The sequence below is a fragment of the Streptomyces sp. NPDC047043 genome (assembly GCF_040644055.1).
GTDB lineage: Bacteria > Actinomycetota > Actinomycetes > Streptomycetales > Streptomycetaceae > Streptomyces.
The window spans coordinates 226,806-248,707 of the sequence record NZ_JBEYVO010000004.1 but is presented as its reverse complement, the minus strand read 5'-3'; the positions used below and the strand labels follow the sequence as shown (position 1 = coordinate 248,707).

22 protein-coding genes are annotated in these 21,902 nt (G+C 69.9%); 20 read left to right on the top strand and 2 right to left on the bottom strand.

Features of this window, described 5'->3' with window-relative positions; translation table 11 throughout:
- The first annotated feature begins 20 nt into the window (after positions 1-20).
- The 4 genes from ABZ880_RS08295 to ABZ880_RS08280 all read left to right on the top strand — a co-directional run bounded on the left by ABZ880_RS08295 (position 21) and on the right by ABZ880_RS08280 (position 4,365).
- Complete coding sequence (locus tag ABZ880_RS08295) at positions 21-1,346, top strand: sensor domain-containing protein (RefSeq protein WP_361258822.1); 1,326 nt, start codon at positions 21-23, stop codon at positions 1,344-1,346.
- Between the two features lie 42 nt (positions 1,347-1,388).
- Entirely contained in the window at positions 1,389-2,033 is a 645-nt protein-coding gene (locus ABZ880_RS08290) for a response regulator transcription factor (RefSeq protein ID WP_361259231.1), read from the top strand.
- 102 nt (positions 2,034-2,135) lie between these two features.
- On the top strand, positions 2,136-2,876 hold the full coding sequence (locus tag ABZ880_RS08285; protein WP_361258819.1) for a PP2C family serine/threonine-protein phosphatase: 741 nt from the start codon (positions 2,136-2,138) through the stop codon (positions 2,874-2,876).
- Between the two features lie 133 nt (positions 2,877-3,009).
- On the top strand, positions 3,010-4,365 hold the full coding sequence (locus ABZ880_RS08280; RefSeq protein WP_361258816.1) for an MFS transporter: 1,356 nt from the start codon (positions 3,010-3,012) through the stop codon (positions 4,363-4,365).
- A 21-nt stretch (positions 4,366-4,386) separates the two neighbouring features.
- On the opposite strand, the gene ABZ880_RS08275 is transcribed toward ABZ880_RS08280, so the two are convergent.
- Complete coding sequence (locus ABZ880_RS08275; protein WP_361258813.1) at positions 4,387-4,800, bottom strand: cupin domain-containing protein; 414 nt, start codon at positions 4,798-4,800, stop codon at positions 4,387-4,389.
- 233 nt (positions 4,801-5,033) lie between these two features.
- Between ABZ880_RS08275 and ABZ880_RS08270 the strand changes: the two genes are divergently transcribed.
- The 12 genes from ABZ880_RS08270 to ABZ880_RS08215 all read left to right on the top strand — a co-directional run bounded on the left by ABZ880_RS08270 (position 5,034) and on the right by ABZ880_RS08215 (position 15,983).
- On the top strand, positions 5,034-5,597 hold the full coding sequence (locus ABZ880_RS08270) for a carboxymuconolactone decarboxylase family protein (RefSeq protein WP_361258810.1): 564 nt from the start codon (positions 5,034-5,036) through the stop codon (positions 5,595-5,597).
- Complete coding sequence (locus ABZ880_RS08265; protein WP_361258808.1) at positions 5,594-7,081, top strand: sugar ABC transporter ATP-binding protein; 1,488 nt, start codon at positions 5,594-5,596, stop codon at positions 7,079-7,081. Before ABZ880_RS08270 ends, ABZ880_RS08265 begins: the two co-directional genes overlap by 4 nt.
- On the top strand, positions 7,078-8,088 hold the full coding sequence (locus ABZ880_RS08260) for an ABC transporter permease (RefSeq protein ID WP_361258805.1): 1,011 nt from the start codon (positions 7,078-7,080) through the stop codon (positions 8,086-8,088). Before ABZ880_RS08265 ends, ABZ880_RS08260 begins: the two co-directional genes overlap by 4 nt.
- A gap of 44 nt (positions 8,089-8,132) precedes the next feature.
- Entirely contained in the window at positions 8,133-9,083 is a 951-nt protein-coding gene (locus ABZ880_RS08255) for a sugar ABC transporter substrate-binding protein (protein ID WP_361258802.1), read from the top strand.
- Between the two features lie 47 nt (positions 9,084-9,130).
- Positions 9,131-10,042 carry a LysR family transcriptional regulator gene (locus ABZ880_RS08250; RefSeq protein ID WP_361258799.1) on the top strand — a complete coding sequence of 304 codons (912 nt, stop codon included), beginning with the start codon at positions 9,131-9,133 and terminating at the stop codon, positions 10,040-10,042.
- A gap of 97 nt (positions 10,043-10,139) precedes the next feature.
- Positions 10,140-11,063, top strand: coding sequence for a VOC family protein (locus tag ABZ880_RS08245; protein WP_361258796.1), 924 nt, complete (start codon positions 10,140-10,142; stop codon positions 11,061-11,063).
- Between the two features lie 14 nt (positions 11,064-11,077).
- The gene (locus ABZ880_RS08240) at positions 11,078-12,526 is read left to right on the top strand and encodes an NAD-dependent succinate-semialdehyde dehydrogenase (RefSeq protein WP_361258793.1); all 1,449 of its coding nucleotides are present in this window, start codon (positions 11,078-11,080) and stop codon (positions 12,524-12,526) included.
- On the top strand, positions 12,523-13,302 hold the full coding sequence (locus tag ABZ880_RS08235; protein WP_361258790.1) for a fumarylacetoacetate hydrolase family protein: 780 nt from the start codon (positions 12,523-12,525) through the stop codon (positions 13,300-13,302). The genes ABZ880_RS08240 and ABZ880_RS08235 overlap by 4 nt, the downstream gene beginning before the upstream one ends.
- Positions 13,299-13,670, top strand: coding sequence for a VOC family protein (locus tag ABZ880_RS08230; protein WP_361258787.1), 372 nt, complete (start codon positions 13,299-13,301; stop codon positions 13,668-13,670). The genes ABZ880_RS08235 and ABZ880_RS08230 overlap by 4 nt, the downstream gene beginning before the upstream one ends.
- A 26-nt stretch (positions 13,671-13,696) precedes the next feature.
- Positions 13,697-14,482 carry an alpha/beta hydrolase gene (locus ABZ880_RS08225; protein WP_361258784.1) on the top strand — a complete coding sequence of 262 codons (786 nt, stop codon included), beginning with the start codon at positions 13,697-13,699 and terminating at the stop codon, positions 14,480-14,482.
- Positions 14,483-14,504: 22 nt separating this feature from the next.
- The gene (locus tag ABZ880_RS08220; RefSeq protein WP_361258781.1) at positions 14,505-14,984 is read left to right on the top strand and encodes a heme-binding protein; all 480 of its coding nucleotides are present in this window, start codon (positions 14,505-14,507) and stop codon (positions 14,982-14,984) included.
- A gap of 3 nt (positions 14,985-14,987) precedes the next feature.
- Positions 14,988-15,983: a methionine synthase II (cobalamin-independent)-like protein gene (locus ABZ880_RS08215; RefSeq protein ID WP_361258778.1), complete on the top strand. Its 996-nt coding sequence runs from the start codon at positions 14,988-14,990 to the stop codon at positions 15,981-15,983.
- A gap of 107 nt (positions 15,984-16,090) precedes the next feature.
- Here the strand turns inward: ABZ880_RS08215 and ABZ880_RS08210 are convergent, their stop codons facing one another.
- Positions 16,091-16,378: a putative quinol monooxygenase gene (locus tag ABZ880_RS08210; protein WP_361258775.1), complete on the bottom strand. Its 288-nt coding sequence runs from the start codon at positions 16,376-16,378 to the stop codon at positions 16,091-16,093.
- A gap of 135 nt (positions 16,379-16,513) precedes the next feature.
- On the opposite strand from ABZ880_RS08210, the gene ABZ880_RS08205 reads away from it, so the two are divergent.
- The 4 genes from ABZ880_RS08205 to ABZ880_RS08190 all read left to right on the top strand — a co-directional run bounded on the left by ABZ880_RS08205 (position 16,514) and on the right by ABZ880_RS08190 (position 21,897).
- Positions 16,514-17,980: an aldehyde dehydrogenase family protein gene (locus tag ABZ880_RS08205; RefSeq protein ID WP_361258773.1), complete on the top strand. Its 1,467-nt coding sequence runs from the start codon at positions 16,514-16,516 to the stop codon at positions 17,978-17,980.
- Positions 17,973-19,184 (top strand): L-2-hydroxyglutarate oxidase, encoded by a 1,212-nt coding sequence (gene lhgO, locus ABZ880_RS08200; RefSeq protein WP_361258770.1) that lies wholly within the window; start codon positions 17,973-17,975, stop codon positions 19,182-19,184. Before ABZ880_RS08205 ends, lhgO begins: the two co-directional genes overlap by 8 nt.
- 129 nt (positions 19,185-19,313) lie before the next feature.
- Positions 19,314-20,174, top strand: a complete 861-nt coding sequence (locus tag ABZ880_RS08195) for an amidohydrolase family protein (RefSeq protein ID WP_361258767.1) — start codon at positions 19,314-19,316, stop codon at positions 20,172-20,174.
- Between the two features lie 13 nt (positions 20,175-20,187).
- The gene (locus ABZ880_RS08190) at positions 20,188-21,897 is read left to right on the top strand and encodes a thiamine pyrophosphate-dependent enzyme (RefSeq protein WP_361258764.1); all 1,710 of its coding nucleotides are present in this window, start codon (positions 20,188-20,190) and stop codon (positions 21,895-21,897) included.
- Positions 21,898-21,902: the final 5 nt, after the last annotated feature.

Below are 21,902 nucleotides of genomic sequence, written 5' to 3'. Positions count from 1 at the left end.
ACCGACGGAACACTGGAACCATGCCCGCACACGACACAGCCAGGAGAGCGCTGTCCCAGCCGTTCACCGGACGTGCCTGGGCCGAGGTCGCCTACTGTCTCGTCGGGTTTCCGGTCGCCCTCGGCGGGTTCGTGCTCGTGCTCGTGCTGCTCGCCCTCGGTGCCGGGCTCACCGTCTCCCTCCTCGGTGCCGTTCTCGGGCTGCTGTTCGTGGTCGTCGCGACGGGGCTCGCCCGTGGCCTGGCCGCCGTGCACCGTGGGCTGGCGGCGGGGCTGCTGGGGGAGCGGGTGCCGGTGCCGCCGCCGGTCAGGCCCGCGGGCAAGGCCTTCGCCCGGCTGGACGCGCGGCTGCGGGACGCCGCCGGGTGGCGGTCGGCGGCGTACGTGCTGGTCAAACTGCCTGTTGCCGCCCTTGAGTTGTACGCCGTGAGCTGGTGGCTCACCGGGTTGATCAACCTCTCCGCACCGCTGCGCTGGGCCGTCATCGGCCAGCGCCCGCGCGACGGCGCGGAAGGCATGCCGACGATCACGCCGACTCCGGTCGGCGGCGGCGCGCCGCACAGCACCTCCTTCGCCGGGACCTTCGTGGCCGCCGCGATCGGCGCGGCCACGCTGCTCGCCGCGCCGTGGGTCACCCGCGGCATCGTCGCCGTGGACCGCTGGCTGGTGCGTGCCCTGCTCGGGCCCGGTGAACTCGCGCAGCGCGTACGGAACTTGGAGGAGACCCGCGCCCTGGCCGTCGACGACTCCGCGGCCCTGCTGCGCCGACTGGAGCGGGACCTGCACGACGGTGCGCAGGTACGGCTCGTCGCGCTGGCCATGAGCCTCGACATGGCGAAGGAGGGCCTGGGTGCGGACGGCGATCCCGTCGCCGACCCCGCGCGGTTGCGCCGGCTGCTCGAGACCGCCCACAGCAACGCCACCGAAGCCCTCGCCGAGCTGCGCGACCTGGCCCGCGGTCTCCACCCGCCCGCGCTGGACGACGGCCTGCCCGACGCCCTCGCGACGCTGGCGGCGCGCAGCACCGTACCCGTGGAGCTGGCCGTGGACGTCCCGGAGCGGCCCACGCCGGCCATCGAGACGATCGCCTACTTCTGCGCCGCCGAGCTGCTCACCAACGTCATCAAGCACAGCGGTGCCCGGCGGACCGTCCTGCGCGTCACGCAGGAGGAGGGACTGCTGCGGCTGTGCGTGACGGACGACGGCCGCGGTGGTGCCGCGCTCGATGCCGGCAGCGGTCTCGCGGGGCTGACGCAGCGGGTGCGTACGGTCGACGGAACCCTCGACATCAGCAGCCCGGACGGCGGGCCGACGGCCGTGACGGTGGCGCTGCCGCTGCACGCGTGAGCCGCGCCGGCCCGGGAGCGAGGACGTGAGAGCATGCGCCGTATGCGGGTCGTGATCGCCGAAGACGCCGCCGTGCTGCGGGAGTTGCTGGCACAGATGCTCACCGAGCGCGGCCACGAGGTGTGCGCGGCCGTCGGTGATGCCGACGCGCTGCGGGCGGCCGTGGCCGAGCACCGGCCGGACGTCAGCGTCGTCGACATCCGGATGCCGCCCACGCACACGGACGAGGGCCTGCACGCCGCGATCGACATCCGGCGGGCGCAACCCGGCGCCGGTGTGCTGCTGTTCTCGCAGTACATCGAGACGAAGTACGCGACCAGGCTGCTGGCCGAGGGCTCGGCCGGCGTCGGCTATCTGCTCAAGGACCGGGTCGCGAACGTCGCCGAGTTCACCGACGCCCTGACCCGGGTGGCGGCCGGCGGAACGGCCCTCGATCCCGAGGTCGTCACCCAACTCGCCGGTGCCGGGCGCCGCGTGGAGGATCTCGCCTCGCTGACGGCACGCGAGCGCGAGGTGCTGGCGCTGATGGCGGAGGGCAGGTCGAACGCGGCGATCGCCCAGACGCTGGTGGTGTCGGCCGGCGCCGTGGAGAAGCATGTGGCGGCCGTCTTCGGCAAGTTGGGCCTGCCTGCGTCGGAGGACGCGAACCGGCGGGTGCTGGCCGTGCTGCGCTACCTCGGAGCGTGAGCAAAGGGCTTCTGACCAGCAGAAATGGTGAACTGCTCCTAGACTTGCCAGGGGAGCACGTCCTTCAGTGGTGTGTCCGGTGCGGGAAGGCGGTGGGGCTTCATGCAGTACGTGGCAGTGAGTGCGCTCAGCCATCCCGGGCTGCTTCGCGAGCGGAACGAGGACAGTCTCGTCGTCGGGCCGTGGACCCTGTGCGCCACCGTGACCGAGAGCCCCCAGACCCTGGTCTTCCCGCTGGGGACGCCCCTGGTCGTCGCAGTCGCCGACGGGCTCGGCGGGCATCCCGGCGGCGAGGTGGCCAGCGCCCTGGCCGCCCGCCGGATCGCAGCGATGGGACCGTCGCTGGACGGCGAGGACGTCGTACGCGCCGTCCTGAAGGCCTGCAACCGCGCCGTGTACCAGGCCGCGGAGGGCGGCGAGCTCGCCGCCATGGGGACGACGGTGGCCGGCGTCGTCGTACAGCCCGACTCGCTGCTGGTGTTCAACGTGGGCGACAGCCGGGTCCTCGCCGTCGACCGCGACGGGCTGCGCCAGGTCAGCGTCGACGACAGTCCACCGCTCGAACCCGGGCAGCGCACCACGTCACTGGTCACCCAGTGCCTGGGCGGCACCACCGCGTACCGCGACGTCGAGCCCCATGTGACGGCGGTGCCGCTGAAGCCCGGTGACCGCTACATCATCTGTACGGACGGCCTGACCGACCCGCTGACGACGGACGTGATCGAGGAGCTGGTGCGGGAGCACGACGACGGCCGGGCGGTCTTCGAGCTGTGGAAGGCCGCCATCGCGGCGGGCGGTCCCGACAACATCACGGTGGCGGTCGTACGCGTCTCGGACGAGTAGGGGAGGCGACGGCCGCGCGGATGCGCGGCGGCCACGACCGCACCTCCTCTTGACATGCCCGCGACGGGCCAGCACTCTCACGGCAATCCGTTCCATTGGTTCAAGGGTTCAACCAGCTGGCCGGGGAGCCGTCATGGCCGTACACGAGCAATCCGCCGCCGTCGAAGCCATGCACCGGCACCGCCGTCGCGCCGTGGTCGCCAGCACGGTGGGCACCGCGATCGAGTGGTACGACTTCTTCCTCTACGGCACCGCCGCCGCGCTGGTCTTCCCCCACGTGTTCTTCCCCGGTGCGGAGCCGTACACCGGAGTGCTCGCCTCGTTCGCCACGCAGTTCGTGGGGTTCGCCGCGCGCCCCCTGGGAGCCGCAATCTTCGGGCACGTCGGAGACCGGATCGGCCGCAAGTCCACCCTCGTGACCACGCTCGTCCTGATGGGCCTCAGCACCTTCCTGATCGGCCTCCTGCCGAGCTACGCCACCATCGGCCTGGTCGCACCCGTGCTGCTGGTCCTGCTGCGGGTCGTCCAGGGCATCGGTGTCGGCGGGGAGTGGGGCGGCTCGGTCCTGATGGCCATGGAATGGGGCTCCGAACGCCGCCGCGGGCTGATGGCCAGCTGGCCGCAGCTCGGCGTGCCGCTCGGTCTCCTCGCCTCGACCGGCATGGTCAAACTGATGCACGCCGCATCCGGCGACGGCTTCGACAGCTGGGGCTGGCGTATCCCCTTCCTCGCCAGCGTGGTGCTGATCGGCATCGGGCTGTACGTGCGGCTGCGGGTGCTGGAAAGCCCGGCCTTCACCGCCGTGAAGGAGGAGCGGGTGCTGGTGCGCCAGCCGGTCCGCAGCGTGCTGCGCCACCAGCCGCTCACCGTGCTGACCTCGGCCTTCGTCCGGATGTCGGAGCAGGCCCCGTTCTACCTCTTCATCACCTTCGTGCTCACCTACGGCACGGAGAAGCTCGGCCTCCCCAGGGGCGACCTGCTGAACTACACGCTCGTCGCGGCGGCCGTCGGGCTGATCAGCGTCCCGCTCTTCGGCCACCTCTCCGACCGGTTCGGACGACGCCGGATCTACGGCATCGGCATCTGCTGCACCGGGCTGTTCGCGTTCCCGTACTTCGGCCTGCTGAACACGGGCACCTCCGGGCTCGTCCTGCTCGCGATCGTGCTCTCCCTGGTCTTCCACGACATCCAGTACGGCCCCCAGGCCGCACTGATCGCCGAGGGGTTCGGCACGAACGTCCGCTACAGCGGTGCCGGACTCGGCTATCAGCTCGCCTCGGTCATCGCGGGCGGACCGGCGCCGCTCATCGCCACGGCGATCCTCCAGCACACCGGTTCCAGCACCTGGATCAGCTGGTACATCGTCGGCTGCTGCGCCGTCGCCATGATCGCGCTGGTGGCCATGCCTCGCCGGGCGCCGGTGGCCACGGCTCCGCAGCGGCCCGTTCCCGCGGAAACCGACGCCGCGACCTCCCGGGGAGAGCCTTAGGGTCTGTCCGCCGCACAGGCCCTAGTCGTCCGAGCCCATCTGGTCCTCGGCCGACAGGTGTTCCACCGTCCTCCCCGTCTCCGTGAACGTCCTTGTCACATGGCCGGACGAATACACCCAGAGAATGCGCAGCGGGACGTCGCCGATGTTGCGGAACAGATGGGGAATGGGTGACGGGATATAGGTGGTGTCGTACTGCTCCAGCTTCGTCACCTCGCCGTCGACCCACACCTCCGCCTCGCCCTCGAGGACCGTCACGTGCTCGTCGCAGTTGTGCGAGTGCAGGGGCGCGCCGGAGCCGACCGGATAGACGCTCATCCCGCTGGTGATCCTGTTCTCCCCGCCGGCCGACGGCGTGGTGATGAGCGGTGTCGTGACGACGGCACCCCCTCTGTCCAGCAGCGGTACCGACGCGACCTTGATGATCGTGGTCATCCGGAGTTCCTCTCCACTTCGGGGTGATGCGTCGACAGACGTTAGGTCGCGCGCCCGTGAATGGGTGCCCTCCGGCGTGCAGTTTTACCTTGCATTTCGGGAGGGGTGAGCTTTCCGGACCCGGCTGTACCGTCGGCTCGCACCGCACGGCTTCTGGATTCGTGCGGGAAACGCGCCGGAAAGAAAAGGCAGGTATCGGCCACATGAGGCTCCCCGTTCTCAGCGATGAGGAAATGACCCCGCGGCAGCAGGAGTTGGCCGCCCGTATCGCCGGTCGCCGAGGTGCCGTCCGTGGGCCGTTCCGGGTCTGGCTGCACAGCCCGGAGATGTGCGAACGCGCCGAGTCCCTGGGCGCGTTCGCCCGCTTCGACTGCAGTCTGCCCAGGCATCTGCGGGAGTTGACGCTGCTGATGGCCGCCCGCAACTGGGACGCGCAGTACTCGTGGAACGCGCATGTGCACCAGGCGATCGAGGCGGGCATCCCGGAGGCCGCCGTCAAGGCCATCGCCGAGCAGCGCGAGGCCGTCTTCGACAACGAGGGCGACCAGGTCTTCTACAGGTTCTGCCGGGAGATCCTCGACGAGCACTTCGTCACCGACGAGACCTTCGCCGCCGCGCTCGCGCACTTCGGCTCCAAGGGCCTGGTCGACACGATCGGCGCGCTCGGCAACTTCACCATGCTCGGCATGTGCCTGAACACCTTCCAGGTGGACCTGCAGGCCGACAAGGAGCCCCCGTTCCCGGACATCCGCGGCTACGGCCGGATCGTTCCCGACAGCGACGGGCCGCAGCCGTGAGCGCCGTGCTCCGCGTCCGGGGCGTCACCAAGAGCTTCGGCGGGGCGGCCGCCCTCAAGGGCGTCGACCTCGACCTCTACCCCGGCGAGATCCACGCCCTGATGGGCATGAACGGCGCCGGCAAGTCGACCCTGGTGCAGATCCTCTCCGGGGTCCACCAGGCCGACCGCGGCGTCGTCGAGGTCGACGGGCACATCCAGCACGGCCTCACCGTCCGCAAGGCCCGCCGCCTCGGCATCGCCTCGGTCCCGCAGCGCCGTGAACTGGCGATGGGCCTCACCGTCGCCGAGAACGTCCTGCTCGGCGACCTGCCCACCCGCATCCGCACCGTCCACTGGAAGGCGGTCCGCGACCAGGCACGCGAGGCGCTGCACGGGCTCGGCATCGACATCGACGTGGAGCGCACCGCGGGCTCGCTCAGCGTCGCCGAGCAGACCATGGTCGAGGTGGCCCGCGAGGTCCGCCGCGGCGGCCGCATCCTGATCCTCGACGAGCCGACCGCCTGCCTGAGCGCCGAGGCGGCCCACCAAATACGTGCCCTGGTGCGGAAGTTGAGGGACGAAGGCGTCGCCGTCGTCTACATCTCGCACTACATCGACGAGGTCATGGCCGTCGCCGACCGCCTCACCGTCCTGCGCGACGGGGCAGTGGTCCGTACGGCGCCCGCGTCGGAGCTGGACCACACCGAGCTCGTACGGGCCATGGTGGGCCGTGACGTCGTCTCCACCCGCCCCGAACGCCCCACGCCGAAGGACGAAGTCGGCCTCGCCGTACGGGGGCTGACCCACGGCCGGGCCATCCGGGACTTCACCGTCGACGTACACAAGGGCGAGATCGTCGCCGTCCTCGGCCCCGCCGGGGACGCGCAGTCGCAGCTGTTCGACCTGCTGTCGGGCCGACAGCGGCCGGACACCGGCCAACTCCACGTCGAAGGACGGCCGGTGCCCTTCGGCCGCATCCCCGCCTCGCTCGCCGGCGGCCTGCGCTGCGTCACCGGAGACCGCCGCGCGCTGGGCCTGGTCCCGGAGCTGTCCCTGGACGAGAACCTGATGCTCGCCGACGACCGCTTCACGCGCCGACGCCTGCACCGCCGTACCGAACTCGCCCGCCGGGCGGCCCCGTTGAGGCGTACGTACGGCGTGAAGGCGCTGGCCGGCAACCCGCCGGTGAGCGCGCTGTCGGGCGGAAACCAGCAGAAGGTCCTGCTCGGCAAGTGGCTGGAGACCGCGCCCGCCGCCTGCTTCCTGGAGGACCCCACCAACGGCGTGGACATCGCCGCCATGGCCGACATCCACACCCTCATCGACGACCTCGCCTCCCGCGGGGTGGCCGTACTGCTCGCCTCCTCCTCCGCCGAGGAGGTCATGCGCCTGGCCGACCGGGTCGTCGTCGTGAGCGCCGGCCGCACGGTCGCCGAGCACGACATCACCGCCATCACCCGCGACGAACTCGTCGCCACGGCCCTCGGAGGACAACCGCAGTGAGCGTCAAGACACTTCCCGATGCCTCCGGCGTCTCCGATCCACCCAAGTCCCGTATTTCCATGGGCAAGTTGCGTGACGTCCCGCACGCCGGACTGATCGCCGTACTCGCGCTCGTGGTGGTCTTCACCGCCGTGCAGAGCGACACGTTCGCCACCGACCGCAACATCATCAACGTCCTCGGCCAGATCAGCGTCAACGCGGTGCTCGCCGCCGGACTCACCCTCCTGATGACCGCGGGCGGCATGGACTTCTCCATGGGCAGCAACGTCGCCGTCACCGCCGCGGTCGCCGCGAAACTGCTGGCGGACGGCCATGGCACAGCGCTCACGGTGGTCGTCGCGCTGCTGCTGGGCACCGGGATCGGGCTCGTCAACGGGCTCGTCGTGACCTTCACCAACGTCGCGCCGTTCGTCGTCACCCTCGCCTCGGCCACCCTGCTCGACGGCGTCGCGCTGCTCGTGCACAACGGCAACACCATCTCCATCGGCACCCGTATGTTCGCCCTCGGCAACGACAAGGTCCTCGGCGTGCCCTATCTGCTGGTCGTCGCCGTCCTGGTGCTGGCCGCGACGGCCCTGGTCATGCGGTTCACCGTCTTCGGCCGCGACGCCTTCGCCATCGGCGGCAACGAGCACGTCGCCCGCCTCAGCGGCATCAACGTCACAGGGCGCAAGCTCACTCTGTACGGCCTGACCGGCACCCTCTCCGGACTCGCGGGCCTGATGCTGCTGTCCCGCCTCGGCTCCTCCAGCCCCGGCGGCACCGCCGGACTCTCCCTCCAACTCGCCGTGGTCGCCGCGGTCGTCATCGGCGGCACCTCCCTGGCCGGCGGCTACGGCACGGTGCTCGGCACCGCCCTCGGCCTGGTGCTGCTCGGCGTCGTCGCCAACGCGCTCAACCTCCTCGACTTCTCCAGCAACTACCAGCCGGTGTCGGTCGGCGCGGTGCTGCTCGTGGCGGCCGTGGCGAATGAGATGCACAAGTCCCGCTCCGCATCGCGGCACTGACACCCCGCACTTCCCAACCTGCCTCTAACGAAAGGCGCTTCACCATGAGAATTTCCGCCCGCTCCCGCAGCGCGCTGTTCGCCACGGCCGTCACCTCCGCCCTGGTACTGACCGGTTGCGGCGACGACAAGGGCTCCAGCGGCTCCGGCGATGTCTCGCTCGGGTTCGTCAACGGCGGCGACACCGGCTTCCACACCTGTCTGCAGAAGGCCGTGGAGCAGACGGCCAAGACGGAGGGAGCCAAGGTCTACACGGCCAACTCCCACCAGAACGCCGGTACCGAGCTGTCCAACATCGAGGACATGATCTCCCGCAACGTGAGCGCGCTGATCGTGCAGACGGTCAACGTCGACTCGCTCAAGGGCGACATAGCCAAGGCCAAGGCCTCGGACATCCCGATCTACCTGACCTCCGTGGCGACCAGCGACGTCAGCGACATCCTCGGCGCGGCCGTCGTCGACCTGAAAAAGGTCAGCAGCCTGGACGCCGGCTGGATCGCGAAGGACGCCGGCGGCAAGGACGTGCAGGTCGGCATCGTCGCCGGTGCCCCGGGCGCCGCCTCCGACCTGCTGGTGAACGGCTTCAAGGGCGCCCTTCCGGCCAACGCGAAGGTGGTCGCGAACCAGCCCGGCATGTTCAACCCGGCCAAGGCGCAGGACGTCGCCGAGAACATGATCGAGGCCCACCCGGACCTGGACTACGCGTTCGTCGCCAACGAGGAGATGGGCTTCGCCGTCCGCAAGGCCTTCGACGCGGCCGGCAAGAAGGACGTCAGGATCGTCACCGTCAACGGCACCGACGAGGGCCTGGCGGCCGTGAAGTCCGGCGAGTTCTCCGCCACCGTGGCCAACTCCGCCAAGGCCATCGGCGACACGGCGGTCAAGAACGCCGTCGGTCTTCTGGGCAACAAGAAGGTTGACAAGATTGCCAACATTCCTCTTGTGTTGGTCACCAAGGACAACCTGAGCGAAGCGCCTCAGTACTGCCCGAAGTAAGAACCCTCGCTCACAAAGCTGTGAGTGGGAGGGCCCGGAGGAAAAACATGGATCGCTTGCTCCTGATGCACAGCTTCGTCACCGTCGCGCAGGTGGGCAGCTTCAGCGGAGCCGCAAAGAAGCTGGGCTCGTCGGGCTCGCTGGTGTCACGGCACGTGGCGGAGCTGGAGCGGCAGGTGGGCGTACGACTGGTCAACCGCACGGCCCGCTCGGTGAGTCTCACGGAACCCGGCCAGCGGTACGCGGAATTCGCCGCACGCATTCTGGAGGAGATCGAAGCGGAGGACGCAGGCATAGCGCACCTGCATGACCGCGCCGAGGGAACGCTCAGCATCATCTGTCCGAAATGGATAGGCAGCCTCGATCTCGGTGACGCCATTGCCGCCTTTTCCGCGGCCCATCCCAAAATCCAGGTCCGTTTCGAACTCGGCGGAATGTCCGACCGTACCTACGATTTCCTGGACAGCGGATTCGACATCGCCTTCCACACCCGCGACCTCAGGGACTCCAGCGTCCGGCTCAAGAAGATCGCCTCGCTGCCGTTCGTCCTGTGCGCGTCGAAGGAGTACCTGGACCGCGAGGGCCCGCTCGACGAGCCCAACGGCCTGGTCCGGCACGACTGCCTGGTGCACGTCAACGACCCGGTCTGGCGCATCGGCCACGGCCATGCGTCGACCCTGCACAAGATCCGCAACATCGCCTTCTCGTCGAACTCCTACATCGCCCTGCAGAAGGCGGCCGTGCACGGACGCGGCATCGCGTTGCTGCCGCAGCGCCCGGCATACGACGACCTCGTCTCCGGAGCGCTGCAGGTCCTGCTGCCCGACCTGGCGGTGCCCGACCGCCCGCTGTACGCGATCTACGGCCCCGGGCAGGCCACCCCGCGCAAGATCAGCGTGTTCCTGGACTTCCTGACGGAGTGGTTCTCGCGCAACCCCATCCCGGCGATCGGGCAGTAGGCGCAAGAAACGATTGCGTATTCCGCGGGGACCGCGCCATTGAGCCTTCGGCCTGCGGAAATCTACGCTCGCAGGCGACCCGCGAAAAGAGGAATCCATGGGAATCCAGAGGATCGAATCGGTCACCTACGGCATCGACGACCTCGACGAATGCGCCCGTTTCTTCGACGACTTCGGGCTGTTCCCGGTGGAGCGGACCGACGAGCACGCCGTCTTCGAGACGCTCACCGGGCAGACCCTCCACCTGGACACCCTGCCCGGCCTGCTGCCGCCCCCGGTGGAGCCCGGCCCCACCCTGCGCGAGGTCGTGTGGGGCGTCGACACCCCCGAGGAGCTGCAGCGCCTGGTGACCGCCGTGGCCAAGGACCGCGAGATCCGCGAGAGCGCCGACGGAGTCCACCACACCGTCGACGAGACCGGCTTCGGCGTCGGCCTCACCCTGGCCCGCCCGAAGCCGGCCCCCGTCACACCCCGGCCGGCCAACGTCCTCGGGAACGTCACCCGCTGGAACACCGCACTCGACCCCATCGAGCGGGTCCGCCCGCTCCGTATGTGCCACGTGGCCCTGAACATCCCCAAGCCAGGCAAGGACGAGGCGGTCGCCTTCTACACCGACCTCCTCGGCTTCCGCCCGACCGACATCGTCGAGCCCATGGGCGTGTTCATGCAGGCCCCGGGCGACGAGGACCAGCACACCATGCTGCTGTGCCACCGCCCTGACAAGGCCGGCGTCAACCACATCGCCTACGAGGTCCCCGGTTTCGACGACGTGATCGAGGGCGGCAACCACATGATCGACCACGGCTGGCGGGAGGCCCGCCGGCTCGGTCGCCACAGCATCGGCTCCAACGTCTTCCGCTTCCTCCATGCCCCGTGCGGCGGCCGCGTCGAGTACGCCGCCGACATGGACCGGGTCGACGACAGCTACGAGACCCGCGTCCACGAGACCACCCCGCCGCACCACATCTGGGCCCTGCGCACCAACCGCGACCAGGACGCGCCTGCCCGGTCCCGACCCTGAGAGGGCACTCACCCATGACCACCGACCACGGCCACCCCGCCGTCCGCATGTACATAGCGGGCGAGTGGTGCCAGGGCGGCACCGGACGTACCGCCCCGATCGTCAACCCGGCCACCGAGGAGGTGATCGGAGAAGTACCGCTGGCGACCGCCGCCGATCTCGACCGCGCCCTGGAGGCCGCCGACAAGGGCTTCAGGACCTGGCGCGACACGTCCGTCGCCCGGCGCACCGCCATCCTGCACACCGCCGCCGACCTGCTCACCGAGCGTGCCGCCGAGGTGGGCCGGATCATGACCCGGGAGCAGGGCAAGCCCCTCGCGGAGGCCACCGGCGAGGCCCGCCGGGTCGCCGACACCCTGCGCTGGCACATCGAGGACGCCCGTCGCGCGTACGGCCGTATCATCCCGTCGGCCCCCGGCACCCTGCTGTCGGTGCGCCGCGAACCGGTCGGCCCCGTCGCCGCCTTCGTGCCCTGGAACTTCCCCGCGGGCGGCCCGATGCGGAAGATCTCCTCCGCGCTGACGGCCGGCTGCTCGATCGTCGTCAAGGCCTCCGAGGAGACCCCGGCGACGGCTGCGGCCCTGGTCGCCTGCTTCGCGGACGCGGGCCTGCCGGCCGGCGTCCTCAACCTCGTCTTCGGTGAACCGGCCGAGGTGTCCGCCCACTTGATCCCCTCCCCGGTCGTCCGCCTGGTCGCCTTCACCGGCTCGGTCCCCGTCGGCAAGCTGCTCGCCGCCGAGGCCGGCAAGGTCATGAAGCCGTCGCTCATGGAACTGGGCGGCCACGCCCCGGTGATCGTGTGCGAGGACGCCGACCCCGCCACGGCCGCCCGCCGCGCCGCCCAGGCGAAGTTCGTCAACGCCGGGCAGGTCTGCACCTCGCCGAGTCGCTTCCTGGTCCACCAGAGCCTGGTCGAGGACTTCACCGCCGAGTTCGTGAAGGCCGCCGAGTCCGTGGTCGTCGGCGACGGTCTGGCCGAGGGCACCACCATGGGGCCGCTCGCCAACGAGCGCCGGCTGCAGGCGATGGTCCGGCTGACCGCCGATGCCGTGGGCCGCGGGGCCAAGGTGCTCACCGGGGGCGAACAGCTCGACCGCCCCGGCTACTTCTTCGCTCCGACCGTCCTCACCGACGTACCGGCGGACGCGGGCCTGATGCACGAGGAACCGTTCGGCCCGATCGCCCCGATCGTGCCGTTCACCGACCTCGACGAGGCGCTCCGGACGGCGAACGAACTGCCGTACGGCCTCGCCGCGTACGGCTTCACCAGGTCCGCCGCGACCGCCGAGCGACTGTCCGGCGAACTGGAAGCCGGGATCCTCTCCATCAACCACTGCGGAGGCTCGGTCCACGAGGCACCCTCCGGTGGGGTGAAGGAGAGCGGCTACGGCAGGGAGGGCGGGCCGGAGGCACTGGACGCCTACCTGGTCACCAAGCGCGTCTCCCACCTGCTGGTGCCATGAGGTACGCGCGGGTCTCGGTGGACGGCCGGGCGGTGTGGGGCCGGGTGGGGGAGTCGGACGTCGAGCTGCTGTCCGAGTCGCCGATCGAGGGCGAGCCGACGGTGATCGGGGCGGTGCCACGCTCAACTGCCGTATGGCTGCCCCCTGTTGTGCCGCCCGTCTTCTACGCCGTCGGCATGAACTACCCGCGGCACATCGCGCACGCCGGCGTCCCGACTCCCGGGCGCCCCGAGATCGGCTACCGGGCCAACAACGCGCTCACCGGCCACCGTTCGCCGATCGTCAAACCCGCCGAGGTCGAGGGCCGCTTCGAGGCCGAGCCCGAACTCGTCGCCGTCATCGGCCGTACGCTGCGGCACGCCACGTACGAACAAGCACGCAAGTCCGTCTTCGGCTGGACCATCGGCAACGACGTCAGCGCCCGCACCTGGCAGCACCAGGACCGCACGTTCTGGCGCAGCAAGAACAGCGACACGTTCAAGCCGATGGGGCCGTGGATCGAGACGGACGTCGACGCCCTCGCGCAGACGACCACCTTGCGGGTCAACGGCGAGGTGCAGGCCCGATTCGCCACCGGCGACATGGTGTTCGACCCCTTCGACCACCTCGTCGAGATGACGAAGCACCTCACCGTGCACCCCGGCGACGTGCTGTGGATGGGCGCCGAGTCCACCTGCCAACTCGAACCGGGGGACACCGTGGACGTCGAGATCAGCGGCATCGGTGTGCTGTCCAACCCCGTACAACTCGAAGGGACACAAGGGAAACCGTCATGAGCAGGGAACCCCGCTACATCCACCACGTCAACTTCCCCACCACCGACCCCGACCGCACCGCCGAGTGGTACTCCAAGGTCTTCGGGATGAAGCGCATCATGCCCAGGTCCAACACCCGGGTGGTGCTGATGACCCGCGGCAACTTCGACCTCCACTTCACCCCGGTCGAGGAGATGGAGCGCATGGCGCCCTACCACTTCGCCGTCGAGGTCGACGACTGGGACGACTTCCTCGCCCACCTGCGGCAGTTGGGCATCCGGCACACCCGCCCGATCGAACGCCCGGAGAACCAGTCCAAGTTCTGCTACATCCACGACCCCGACCACACCATGATCGAGCTCGTCTTCCACGGCCGTCGCCCCAACTGATCCTGCACGTACGGGAGTTCATCCTCATGCCCATTGCCGACTCCGACGGCACCGCCATCTACTACGAGCGCCACGGCAGCGGTCCGGCGATCCTGTTCGTGCACGGCAGCGGCGGCCACCACGCCGCCTGGTGGCAGCAAGTGGCCGCACTGCGCGAGGAGTTCACGATCGTCACCGTGGACCTGCGCGGCTTCGGCAAGTCCGACTCGTCGATGGAGGAGTTCGACGGTCAGGACTTCCCCGGCGATGTCGTCGCCGTCCTGGACCAGGAGGACCTGACCGACGCCATGCTGGTCGGCCAGTCCATCGGCTCCGTCGCCGCCCTGCGCGCCGGACTCCTGCGCCCCGAGCGCGTCCCCTCCGTCGTCCTCGGCCACTCCCTCGGCGGCATCAGCCACCCCGAGCTCAGGGAACTGGCCGCCGCCGACCGCGCCGAGGCCGTCAAGCTGCCCGTCATCGACCGGCTGCTCACCAAGCCCTTCCAGCAGGAGCGCGCCGATCTGACTTTCCTCTTCCAGCAGATGGGCACCTTCAACGTCGCCAGGATGCAGGACCTGCGCAACCTCGACACCAACGGGCCCTCCCTGGAGGAGATCCAGGCCTCGGGCATCCGGGTCGCCTTCCTCGCCGGCGAGAAGGACGCGGTGCTCGGCGTGAAGACCGTCACCCGCGCCCACGAACTCCTGCCCGGCTCCCACCTGGAGATCGTCCCGGACGCCCCGCACTCCATGTACTGGGAGGCGCCGGACAAGTACAACGCGGCCGTCGCCCACCTGCGCCGCACCCTCACCGCCCCCAAGGAAGCCGCATGATCCCCGCACCGAAGGAAGCAGCATGACCAGCCTCACCCTGGACGCCGCCGAGGAGATCATCGACGCCGCCCACAAGCGCGCCCAGGCGATCGGCAAGGCGGTGAGCGTCGCGGTCGTGGACGCCGGCGGCTTCCCCGTCGCCATCCGCCGCCCCGACGGCGCGCGCCCGCTCACCCCGGACATCGCCCGCGCCAAGGCCTACACCGCGGCGATCATGCAGCGCCCCGGCAAGATGCTGAAGAAATGGCAGGAGAGCCAGCCGGTCTTCTTCTCCCAGCTCTCCCAGCTCCCGGGCGCCGCCCTGCCGATCATGGCCACCGAGGGCAGCGTCACCATCAAGAAGGACGGCGAGATCATCGGCGGCCTCGGCATCGCCGGCGGCACCGCGGAGGAGGACCAGCAGATAGCCGAGGAGGTCCTCCAAGCCCTGGGCTACGAGCTGGAGTTCGCCGCATGGGGTGTCGCGGGCGGACCGGCCGGAACCTCCGGAAAGGACGCGTGAGCCATGGCGGACACGTTCAACTACCGCATCGACCATCACGGCAGCCTGGTCCGCCCGGCCGAACTCGCCGCGGTCGGCGTGGAACAGGCGGTCAAGGACGCGGTGGCCTTCCAGCGCAGGCTGCGCTCCACCGTCGTGACCGACGGCGACTTCCCGCGTGAGGACTTCCGCAGTGCGGTCATTGACGGAGTGTCAGGATTCCGCCGTACGGACGAGGCGGACCCCTACGGCTTGGTGCGCTGGGTCGCCGAATCGCTGCCCAAGGCCAACGGCCCACTGCTCGCGGACTGGGCGGAGCGGCTCGCCGCGCTGACGATCATCGCACCGAAGGTGTCACTGCCCTCACCGGCCTACCTCGCCGCCACGACGTTCCAGCCCGATCTCGGCGTCTCCTCCGCCCGCGAACTGGGCGAGGCCCTCGCGGAGATCATCCAGGCCGAGATCGAACTGCTGGTATCCAAGGGCGTACGCCTGATCCAGCTCAACAACCCGCTCCTGCTGGGCCAGTTGGGCACCGACCCGACCGACCCGGGCGCACTGTCCTTCGAGGACGCACTCGCCGTCGACGCGCTGGCCGTACGGCTGGACGAGCGCCCCGAGGGCGTACGGATCGGCGTCGCCCCCGGCTGGGTCGCACCGACGGCGGTGGACGGGTCCCGCGCCGAGCAGCTCTACGGCACCGTCCCCGCCGACCGCTGGATCCTCCCCTTCGACCAGGGCACCCCGGCCGAACTCACCCTGGTCAAGTCGCTGCCCGAGGACCGCGACTTCTGCCTGGGCGTGGTCGATGCGACGGTGCCCGAGCTGGAGGACATCGACACGGTGATGGAACGGATCGACGCGGTGGGCGAGTTCAAGGACCTGGAGGACGGCGCCGTATCACCGTCGCGGGGCTTCGCGGACGTGGTGAGCCGACCGCTGCTGACCGCAGAGCAGCAGCGCAACAAGCTCGTACTGGTCGAGACAATCGCCCGGTACTGCTGGGGCAACGAGTTCTGAAGCCTCCCTGAGGGGCGCGGGGCTGTATCGAGATGCGGCTACCGCCGCGTGAGCGCGATCAACCACACACAACCCGCGCCCCTGAACGAACACAGGCCCGGCAGACGCTAAAGCACTTCAGCGAATGTCACCGTGCGCTCGATCAGCAGCGGCCACACCGTCTCCACGATGACCTCCTTGAAGTGCTCGGCGGCCTTGTGGGCCTCGAACCCGGCCCGATCGACGTACCGCTCGTACAAAAGGAACCCCCCGGGCTCATCCACCACGGAATGCACCTCGTACCCAAGGTTCGCCGGCTCGTTACGGGTAGCCGACCGCGCCTTCAACAACGCGTCCCGCACCTCTCCCTCGTCGGCAGCGGCGCAGCGGTAGTGGGCGACGACTGCATAGGTCATCAGTTTCCTCCTCGTGCAGGTCCGACCTGCCGATTCCAGCACGAATCCCCTGATCAGCGGCTCGCACAGAGCGCAACCAATGTCTGCCGCCCCGGGGCTGGTCCCACCATTGCCCAGTGAGGTGTCGTGAACCGCATGCGTACTCTGGAAACCCTCTCCGGCGGGGAGTGGATGACGACCGGCGACTGGATCGACGTGCACGACCCGGCCGACGTCCGCGCCCCGATCGCCCGCATCCCCGCCCTCGCCGCCAAGGACGTCACCCGGGCCTACGACCACGCCGAGCGCGGCTTCGCCGTCTGGAGGCGCACCAGCCCCTTCGAGCGGGCCCGGATCTTCACCGACGCGGCCCGGCTGATCCGCGAACGGGTCGACGAGGTCGCCGCCGACGTCACCGCCGAGAACGGCAAGACCCTCGCCGAGGCGACCGGCGAGACCCTCAAGGCGGCCGACTTCCTGGAGTACTACGCCGGCCTCGCCCGCCAGGGCTACGGCACCCTCCTGCACGACGTACGCCCCAACCACCGTACGCACACCCAGCGCGAGCCCATCGGCGTGATCCTGGTGATCAGCCCCTGGAACGACCCGCTGATCACCCCGGCCCGCAAGCTCGCCCCGCTGCTCGCCGCGGGCAACGCGGCGGTGTTCAAGCCGGCCACCGAAACCCCGCTCTCCGGGCTGCACCTGGCCCGCGCCCTGCACGACGCGGGCCTGCCGGCCGGTGTGCTCAACGTCGTCACGGGCCGTACGGCAGAGATCGAGCAGGCCCTGCTCGACGACCCGCGCATCGTCGGCATCACCTTCACCGGTTCCAACGCCGTCGGCAACCGCATCCGCCGCCGCCTCGCCGACCGCAACGTCCGCTTCCAGGGCGAACTCGGCGGCAAGAACGCCTCGGTGGTCCTCCGGGACGCCGATCTCCCGGCCGCCGCCAGGGCCGTGGTGGCGGCGTCGTTCGGTCAGGCGGGGCAGCGGTGCACGGCCACCAGCCGGGTCGTCGTCGAGTGGCCGGTGTACGAGGAGTTCACCCGCCTGCTGGTCGCCGAGGTCGAGGCGCTGCAGGTCGGCCCGGGCAGCGATCCGGCGACCACCCTGTGCCCGCTGTCCAGCCCGAAGCAGCGCGACTCGGTCCTCGCCGACCTCAAGAGGGCCGTCGCGGAAGGCGCCACCGTCCTCACCGGCGGCCGGGCCGACACCGAGGGCGAGCGCGCACACGGCTGCTACGTTCGGCCCACCGTTCTCGCCGACGTCACCCCCGAAACGGCGATCTGGCGCGAGGAGGTCTTCGGGCCCGTCCTCGCCGTCCGCGCGGTCGCCGACTTCGCAGCGGCCGTCGAGGCCGTCAACGACTCCCGATTCGGCCTGGCGGCAGCGGTGTTCACTCGCGACCTGGGCAACGCGTACCGCTTCGCCGACGAGGTCGAGTGCGGTCAGGTCGCCGTCAACACGACCACCACCGGCTGGGACGTCCACCTTCCCTTCGGCGGCTTCCGCGACTCCGGCACGGCGTACAAGGAGCAGGGCGACGAGGTGCTCCGCTTCTCCACCCGCGTCAAGACGGTGGCCGTCAACATCGGTGCTGCGGAGCGGACCCATGGCTGACGAGACGATCGGCGTCGTCGGGGCCGGCATCGTGGGCCTGGCCACGGCCCGCGAGATCGCCCTGCGTCGCCCCGGCACCCGCGTCCTGGTGCTGGAGAAGGAGCACGAGGTCGCCGTCCACCAGACCGGACACAACTCCGGTGTCGTACACGCCGGGATCTACTACGCACCCGGCAGCCTCAAGGCCGACCTGTGCGTACGGGGCGTGTCCCTGCTCCGCGAGTACTGCCAGGAGCGCGCGCTGCCGTACAAGGAGATCGGCAAGCTCGTGGTGGCCGTACGCCCGGACGAACCGGGCCGGATGGAGAACCTCTACGAGCGGGCCAGGAACAACCACGTGCCCGATCTCCGCAAGGTCTCCAAGGAGGAGATCCGCGAGATCGAACCGCACGCGGGCGGCATCGCGGCCCTGTACTCCCCGCGCACGGCGATCACCGACTACCCGGCGATGGCAAGGGAGTTCGCGAAGGACATCGAGGACTCGGGAGGCGAGGTCAGGCTTGCGTTCCCGGTCACGTCCATCACTCGTGTGCCCGGCGGCATCGAGGTCGCCTCCGGCCAGGAACGTGTCCGCGTCGACCGGCTGATCCTCTGCGCGGGCCTCCACTCGGACTCCGTGGCCAGGCTCGCCCAGGACGAACAGGAGCCACGCATCGTCCCCTTCCGGGGCGAGTACATGCTCCTCAAACCGGACCGCACGCATCTCGTACGGGGCCTGCTGTACCCGGTGCCCGATCCGCGCTACCCCTTCCTCGGTGTGCACTTCACCCCGCGGGTCGACGGTTCGGTCGAGGTCGGACCGAACGCCGTACTCGCCCTGGCGAGGGAGGGCTACAAGCTCAGCAGCGTCTCGGTCAGGGACCTCGCCGGACTCGCCGCCTACCCGGGCTCCTGGAAGATGGCCGCCCAGCACTGGCGCACCGGCTTCAAGGAATACCGCGGCTCGCTGTCCAAGGCGGCCTTCATGAAGGACGCGAAGCTGTACGTCCCAGGCGTCGGCGCCAAGGACGTCGTACGCGGCGGAGCAGGCGTCCGCGCCCAGGCCCTGGACCGCGACGGCACCCTCGTCGACGACTTCCGCATCCACCAGTCCGGCCGGATCACCGCCGTACGCAATGCGCCTTCACCGGCCGCTACGGCCTCCATGGCGATCGCCGAACACATCGTCGACGCGGTCTTCGACGACACGTCACGCAAACGGTAAATGCCCAGCGTGCAGCGGTATTTCGCGCAACAACAGCTTGCATTCCCAGGGCTCGGCAAGGCCTCACGTCCCGCCTAGCGTTCCCTCCGCACCATCCCACCACCCCGCTCGGCAGAAAGAGTTGAAGACATGTTCGTCGTCGACACCCAGATCCACATCTGGAAGGAAGAGACCCCGGACCGCCCCTGGGTCCCCGGCGCGCGGGAGCGCATCCGCCTCAACGGACACCGCGAGGACCCCTTCTCCTACGAGGAGGCCCTCGAGCTGATGGACGAGGCCGGCGTCAACCGGGCGCTGATCCTTCCGCCGTCCTGGGAGGGCGACCGCATCGACTACGCCCTGGAGGCCTGCGAGGCGCACCCCGACCGCTTCGGCATCATGGCCCGCATCCCGCAGAACAAGCCCGAAGAGGGCAAGGCCATGCTGACGGACTTCGCGCAGAACCCGTATGTGAAGGGCACGCGCCTGACCTTCCACCGGCCGATCGACCGCAACTGGATGATCGACGGCACCAACGACTGGTACTGGCCGATCGCCGAGGAGCTCGGCATCCCCACGATGGTCCACGCGCCCATCTGGAAGCGGGAGCTCGGCGAGATCGCCGAGAAGCACCCCGAGCTGAAGATCATCATCGACCACATGGGCATCATGGCCCGCTGCGTCGACGACGCGATCGGCTACTGGGTGCAGGAGACCGCCGACCTGGCCGTCCACCCCAACATCTACGTCAAGGTCTCCGCGCTGCCGGGCTACTCCACCCAGCCCTTCCCCAACAACAACATCCAGAAGTACGTGCGCGAGATGGTCGACAAGCTGGGACCGCAGCGCTGCTTCTACGGCACCGACATCACACGGCTGCTCGGTCACGGCATCACCTACACCGACACCATCGAACAGTTCACCAAGCACTGGGACTTCAGCCCCGAAGAGCTCGAATGGATCATGGGCCGCGGTATCTCCGAGGTCCTGAACTGGCCGATCGAGGGCTGAGGAAGCGCGAGAGATGACCGACACGACCAACTCCCCGGGCGCCGACGGCGGCGACGCTCTCGTCACCGCCTTCAACGCCGTCGGCGCCGACTACATCTTCTGCTCGTCGGGGTCCGAGTGGGCCCCGGTGTGGGAGTCCCTGGCCCGGCGCCACCGGGACGGACTGCCCTGCCCCGAGTACCTGGACCTGACCCACGAGACCGTCGCGGTGGGCATGGCCACGGGGTACGGCCTCGTCAAGCGCCGCCCCCAGGGCGTCCTCCTGCACGCGGCCCCCGGCCTCCTGCAGGGCTCCATGGCCGTGCACGGCGCGCTCCTCGCGGGCGTCCCGATGGTGGTCGGCTCCTCGGAGTCGACCACGTACGGCGACGGCCCCGGCCAGGACCCGGGCGGCCAGTGGTACCGCAACCTCTCCGTCGTGGGCGGCCCGCACGGCGTCGCCCAGCCGTTCACCAAGTGGTCCACCGAGGCCGCGAGTGTGCACGCCCTGCCCACGATGATCACGCGGGCCGCCGAGCTGGCCTGGCGGGCGCCGGCCGGACCGGCGTACCTGAACATCCCGCTGGAGATCCTCCTGGAGGACTGGGACGGCCGCGAGGCCAAGCCCGTCGTCGTACCGGGCTCCACGCACAGCTCGCCCGAAGAGGTCGACACCGTCGCCCAGTTGATCCGCGAGTCCGCCAACCCCGTGATCGTCACGGAGACGGCGGGCCGGGAGCCGGGCGGCTTCGAGGCCCTGGTCGCCTTCGCCGAGGCCTGGCACATCCCGGTCGTCGAGCCCGATTCGGCGGTGTGCGGCAACTTCCCGCGCACGCATCCGCTGCACGCCGGCGGCGACATCGGCCCGTGGATGGACGAGGCGGACCTGATCCTGCTGGTGAACTGCCGGGCACCCTTCTACCCGCCGTCGCGCCGGCCTGCCAAGGCGAAGGTCGTGGTGATCGACGAGGTGCCGCAGCGCCCGCATGTGGTCTACCAAGTGCTGTTCGCCGACCGGTACTTGGAGGGCAACGTCGCCAACACCCTGCGGCAGCTGACCAAGCGCGCGAAGGATCTCGACGCGCCGTTGGTGGGTGCCCGCCGTACGGCCCAGGAGGAGCGGCACGCCGGCGAACAGGCCGCGATCGCCAAGGCCGAGGCGAAGGCGGTCGAGTCGGAGGGCATCGACCCGGTGCTCGTCGCGGCGACCCTGCGCAAGCTGCTCGACGGCGAGGACGGCATCGTCGTCGACGAGACCATCACGCACAGCCGCGTCGTCAAGCGACACATCCAAACAACCGCCCCCGACTCGTACTTCTACGTGCAAGGCGGCCTCGGCCAGGGCATCGCGGTCGCGCTCGGCGTCAAACTCGCCGCGCAGGAGCGGCCGGTGGTGCTCACGATCGGGGACGGGGCGTTCGCCTACAACCCGGTCATCCCGTCGTACGACGCCTCCAAGGCGTACGAACTCCCTTTGCTGATCGTGGTGTTCAACAACCGCGTCTACAAGTCGATGAACCTCAACCACCGCCGCTTCTACCCGGACGGCGCGGCCGCCGAGACGGGGGAGTGGCTGGGCACGGACCTCCACCGACTGCCCCGACTGGCCGCATTCGCCGAGCCGTTCGGCATGCACACGGAGACCGTCGACACCACGGACTCCCTCGCACCCGCGCTGGAGCGCGCCCTCAAGGCCGTGGCCGGGGGCACCACCGCCGTCGTCGACGTTCTCGTCACCCGATGACCCAG

Coding starts and splice junctions, on each gene's coding strand:
- ABZ880_RS08255 (WP_361258802.1), top strand. CDS start 8,133: ATGAGAATTTCCGCCCGCTCCCGCAGCGCGCTGTTCGCCACGGCCGTC.
- ABZ880_RS08210 (WP_361258775.1), bottom strand. CDS start 16,378: ATGACCTATGCAGTCGTCGCCCACTACCGCTGCGCCGCTGCCGACGAG.
- ABZ880_RS08245 (WP_361258796.1), top strand. CDS start 10,140: ATGGGAATCCAGAGGATCGAATCGGTCACCTACGGCATCGACGACCTC.
- ABZ880_RS08275 (WP_361258813.1), bottom strand. CDS start 4,800: ATGACCACGATCATCAAGGTCGCGTCGGTACCGCTGCTGGACAGAGGG.
- ABZ880_RS08215 (WP_361258778.1), top strand. CDS start 14,988: ATGGCGGACACGTTCAACTACCGCATCGACCATCACGGCAGCCTGGTC.
- ABZ880_RS08220 (WP_361258781.1), top strand. CDS start 14,505: ATGACCAGCCTCACCCTGGACGCCGCCGAGGAGATCATCGACGCCGCC.
- ABZ880_RS08250 (WP_361258799.1), top strand. CDS start 9,131: ATGGATCGCTTGCTCCTGATGCACAGCTTCGTCACCGTCGCGCAGGTG.
- ABZ880_RS08235 (WP_361258790.1), top strand. CDS start 12,523: ATGAGGTACGCGCGGGTCTCGGTGGACGGCCGGGCGGTGTGGGGCCGG.
- ABZ880_RS08280 (WP_361258816.1), top strand. CDS start 3,010: ATGGCCGTACACGAGCAATCCGCCGCCGTCGAAGCCATGCACCGGCAC.
- ABZ880_RS08230 (WP_361258787.1), top strand. CDS start 13,299: ATGAGCAGGGAACCCCGCTACATCCACCACGTCAACTTCCCCACCACC.
- ABZ880_RS08190 (WP_361258764.1), top strand. CDS start 20,188: ATGACCGACACGACCAACTCCCCGGGCGCCGACGGCGGCGACGCTCTC.
- ABZ880_RS08195 (WP_361258767.1), top strand. CDS start 19,314: ATGTTCGTCGTCGACACCCAGATCCACATCTGGAAGGAAGAGACCCCG.
- lhgO (WP_361258770.1), top strand. CDS start 17,973: ATGGCTGACGAGACGATCGGCGTCGTCGGGGCCGGCATCGTGGGCCTG.
- ABZ880_RS08285 (WP_361258819.1), top strand. CDS start 2,136: ATGCAGTACGTGGCAGTGAGTGCGCTCAGCCATCCCGGGCTGCTTCGC.
- ABZ880_RS08270 (WP_361258810.1), top strand. CDS start 5,034: ATGACCCCGCGGCAGCAGGAGTTGGCCGCCCGTATCGCCGGTCGCCGA.
- ABZ880_RS08295 (WP_361258822.1), top strand. CDS start 21: ATGCCCGCACACGACACAGCCAGGAGAGCGCTGTCCCAGCCGTTCACC.
- ABZ880_RS08240 (WP_361258793.1), top strand. CDS start 11,078: ATGACCACCGACCACGGCCACCCCGCCGTCCGCATGTACATAGCGGGC.
- ABZ880_RS08290 (WP_361259231.1), top strand. CDS start 1,389: ATGCGGGTCGTGATCGCCGAAGACGCCGCCGTGCTGCGGGAGTTGCTG.
- ABZ880_RS08225 (WP_361258784.1), top strand. CDS start 13,697: ATGCCCATTGCCGACTCCGACGGCACCGCCATCTACTACGAGCGCCAC.
- ABZ880_RS08205 (WP_361258773.1), top strand. CDS start 16,514: ATGCGTACTCTGGAAACCCTCTCCGGCGGGGAGTGGATGACGACCGGC.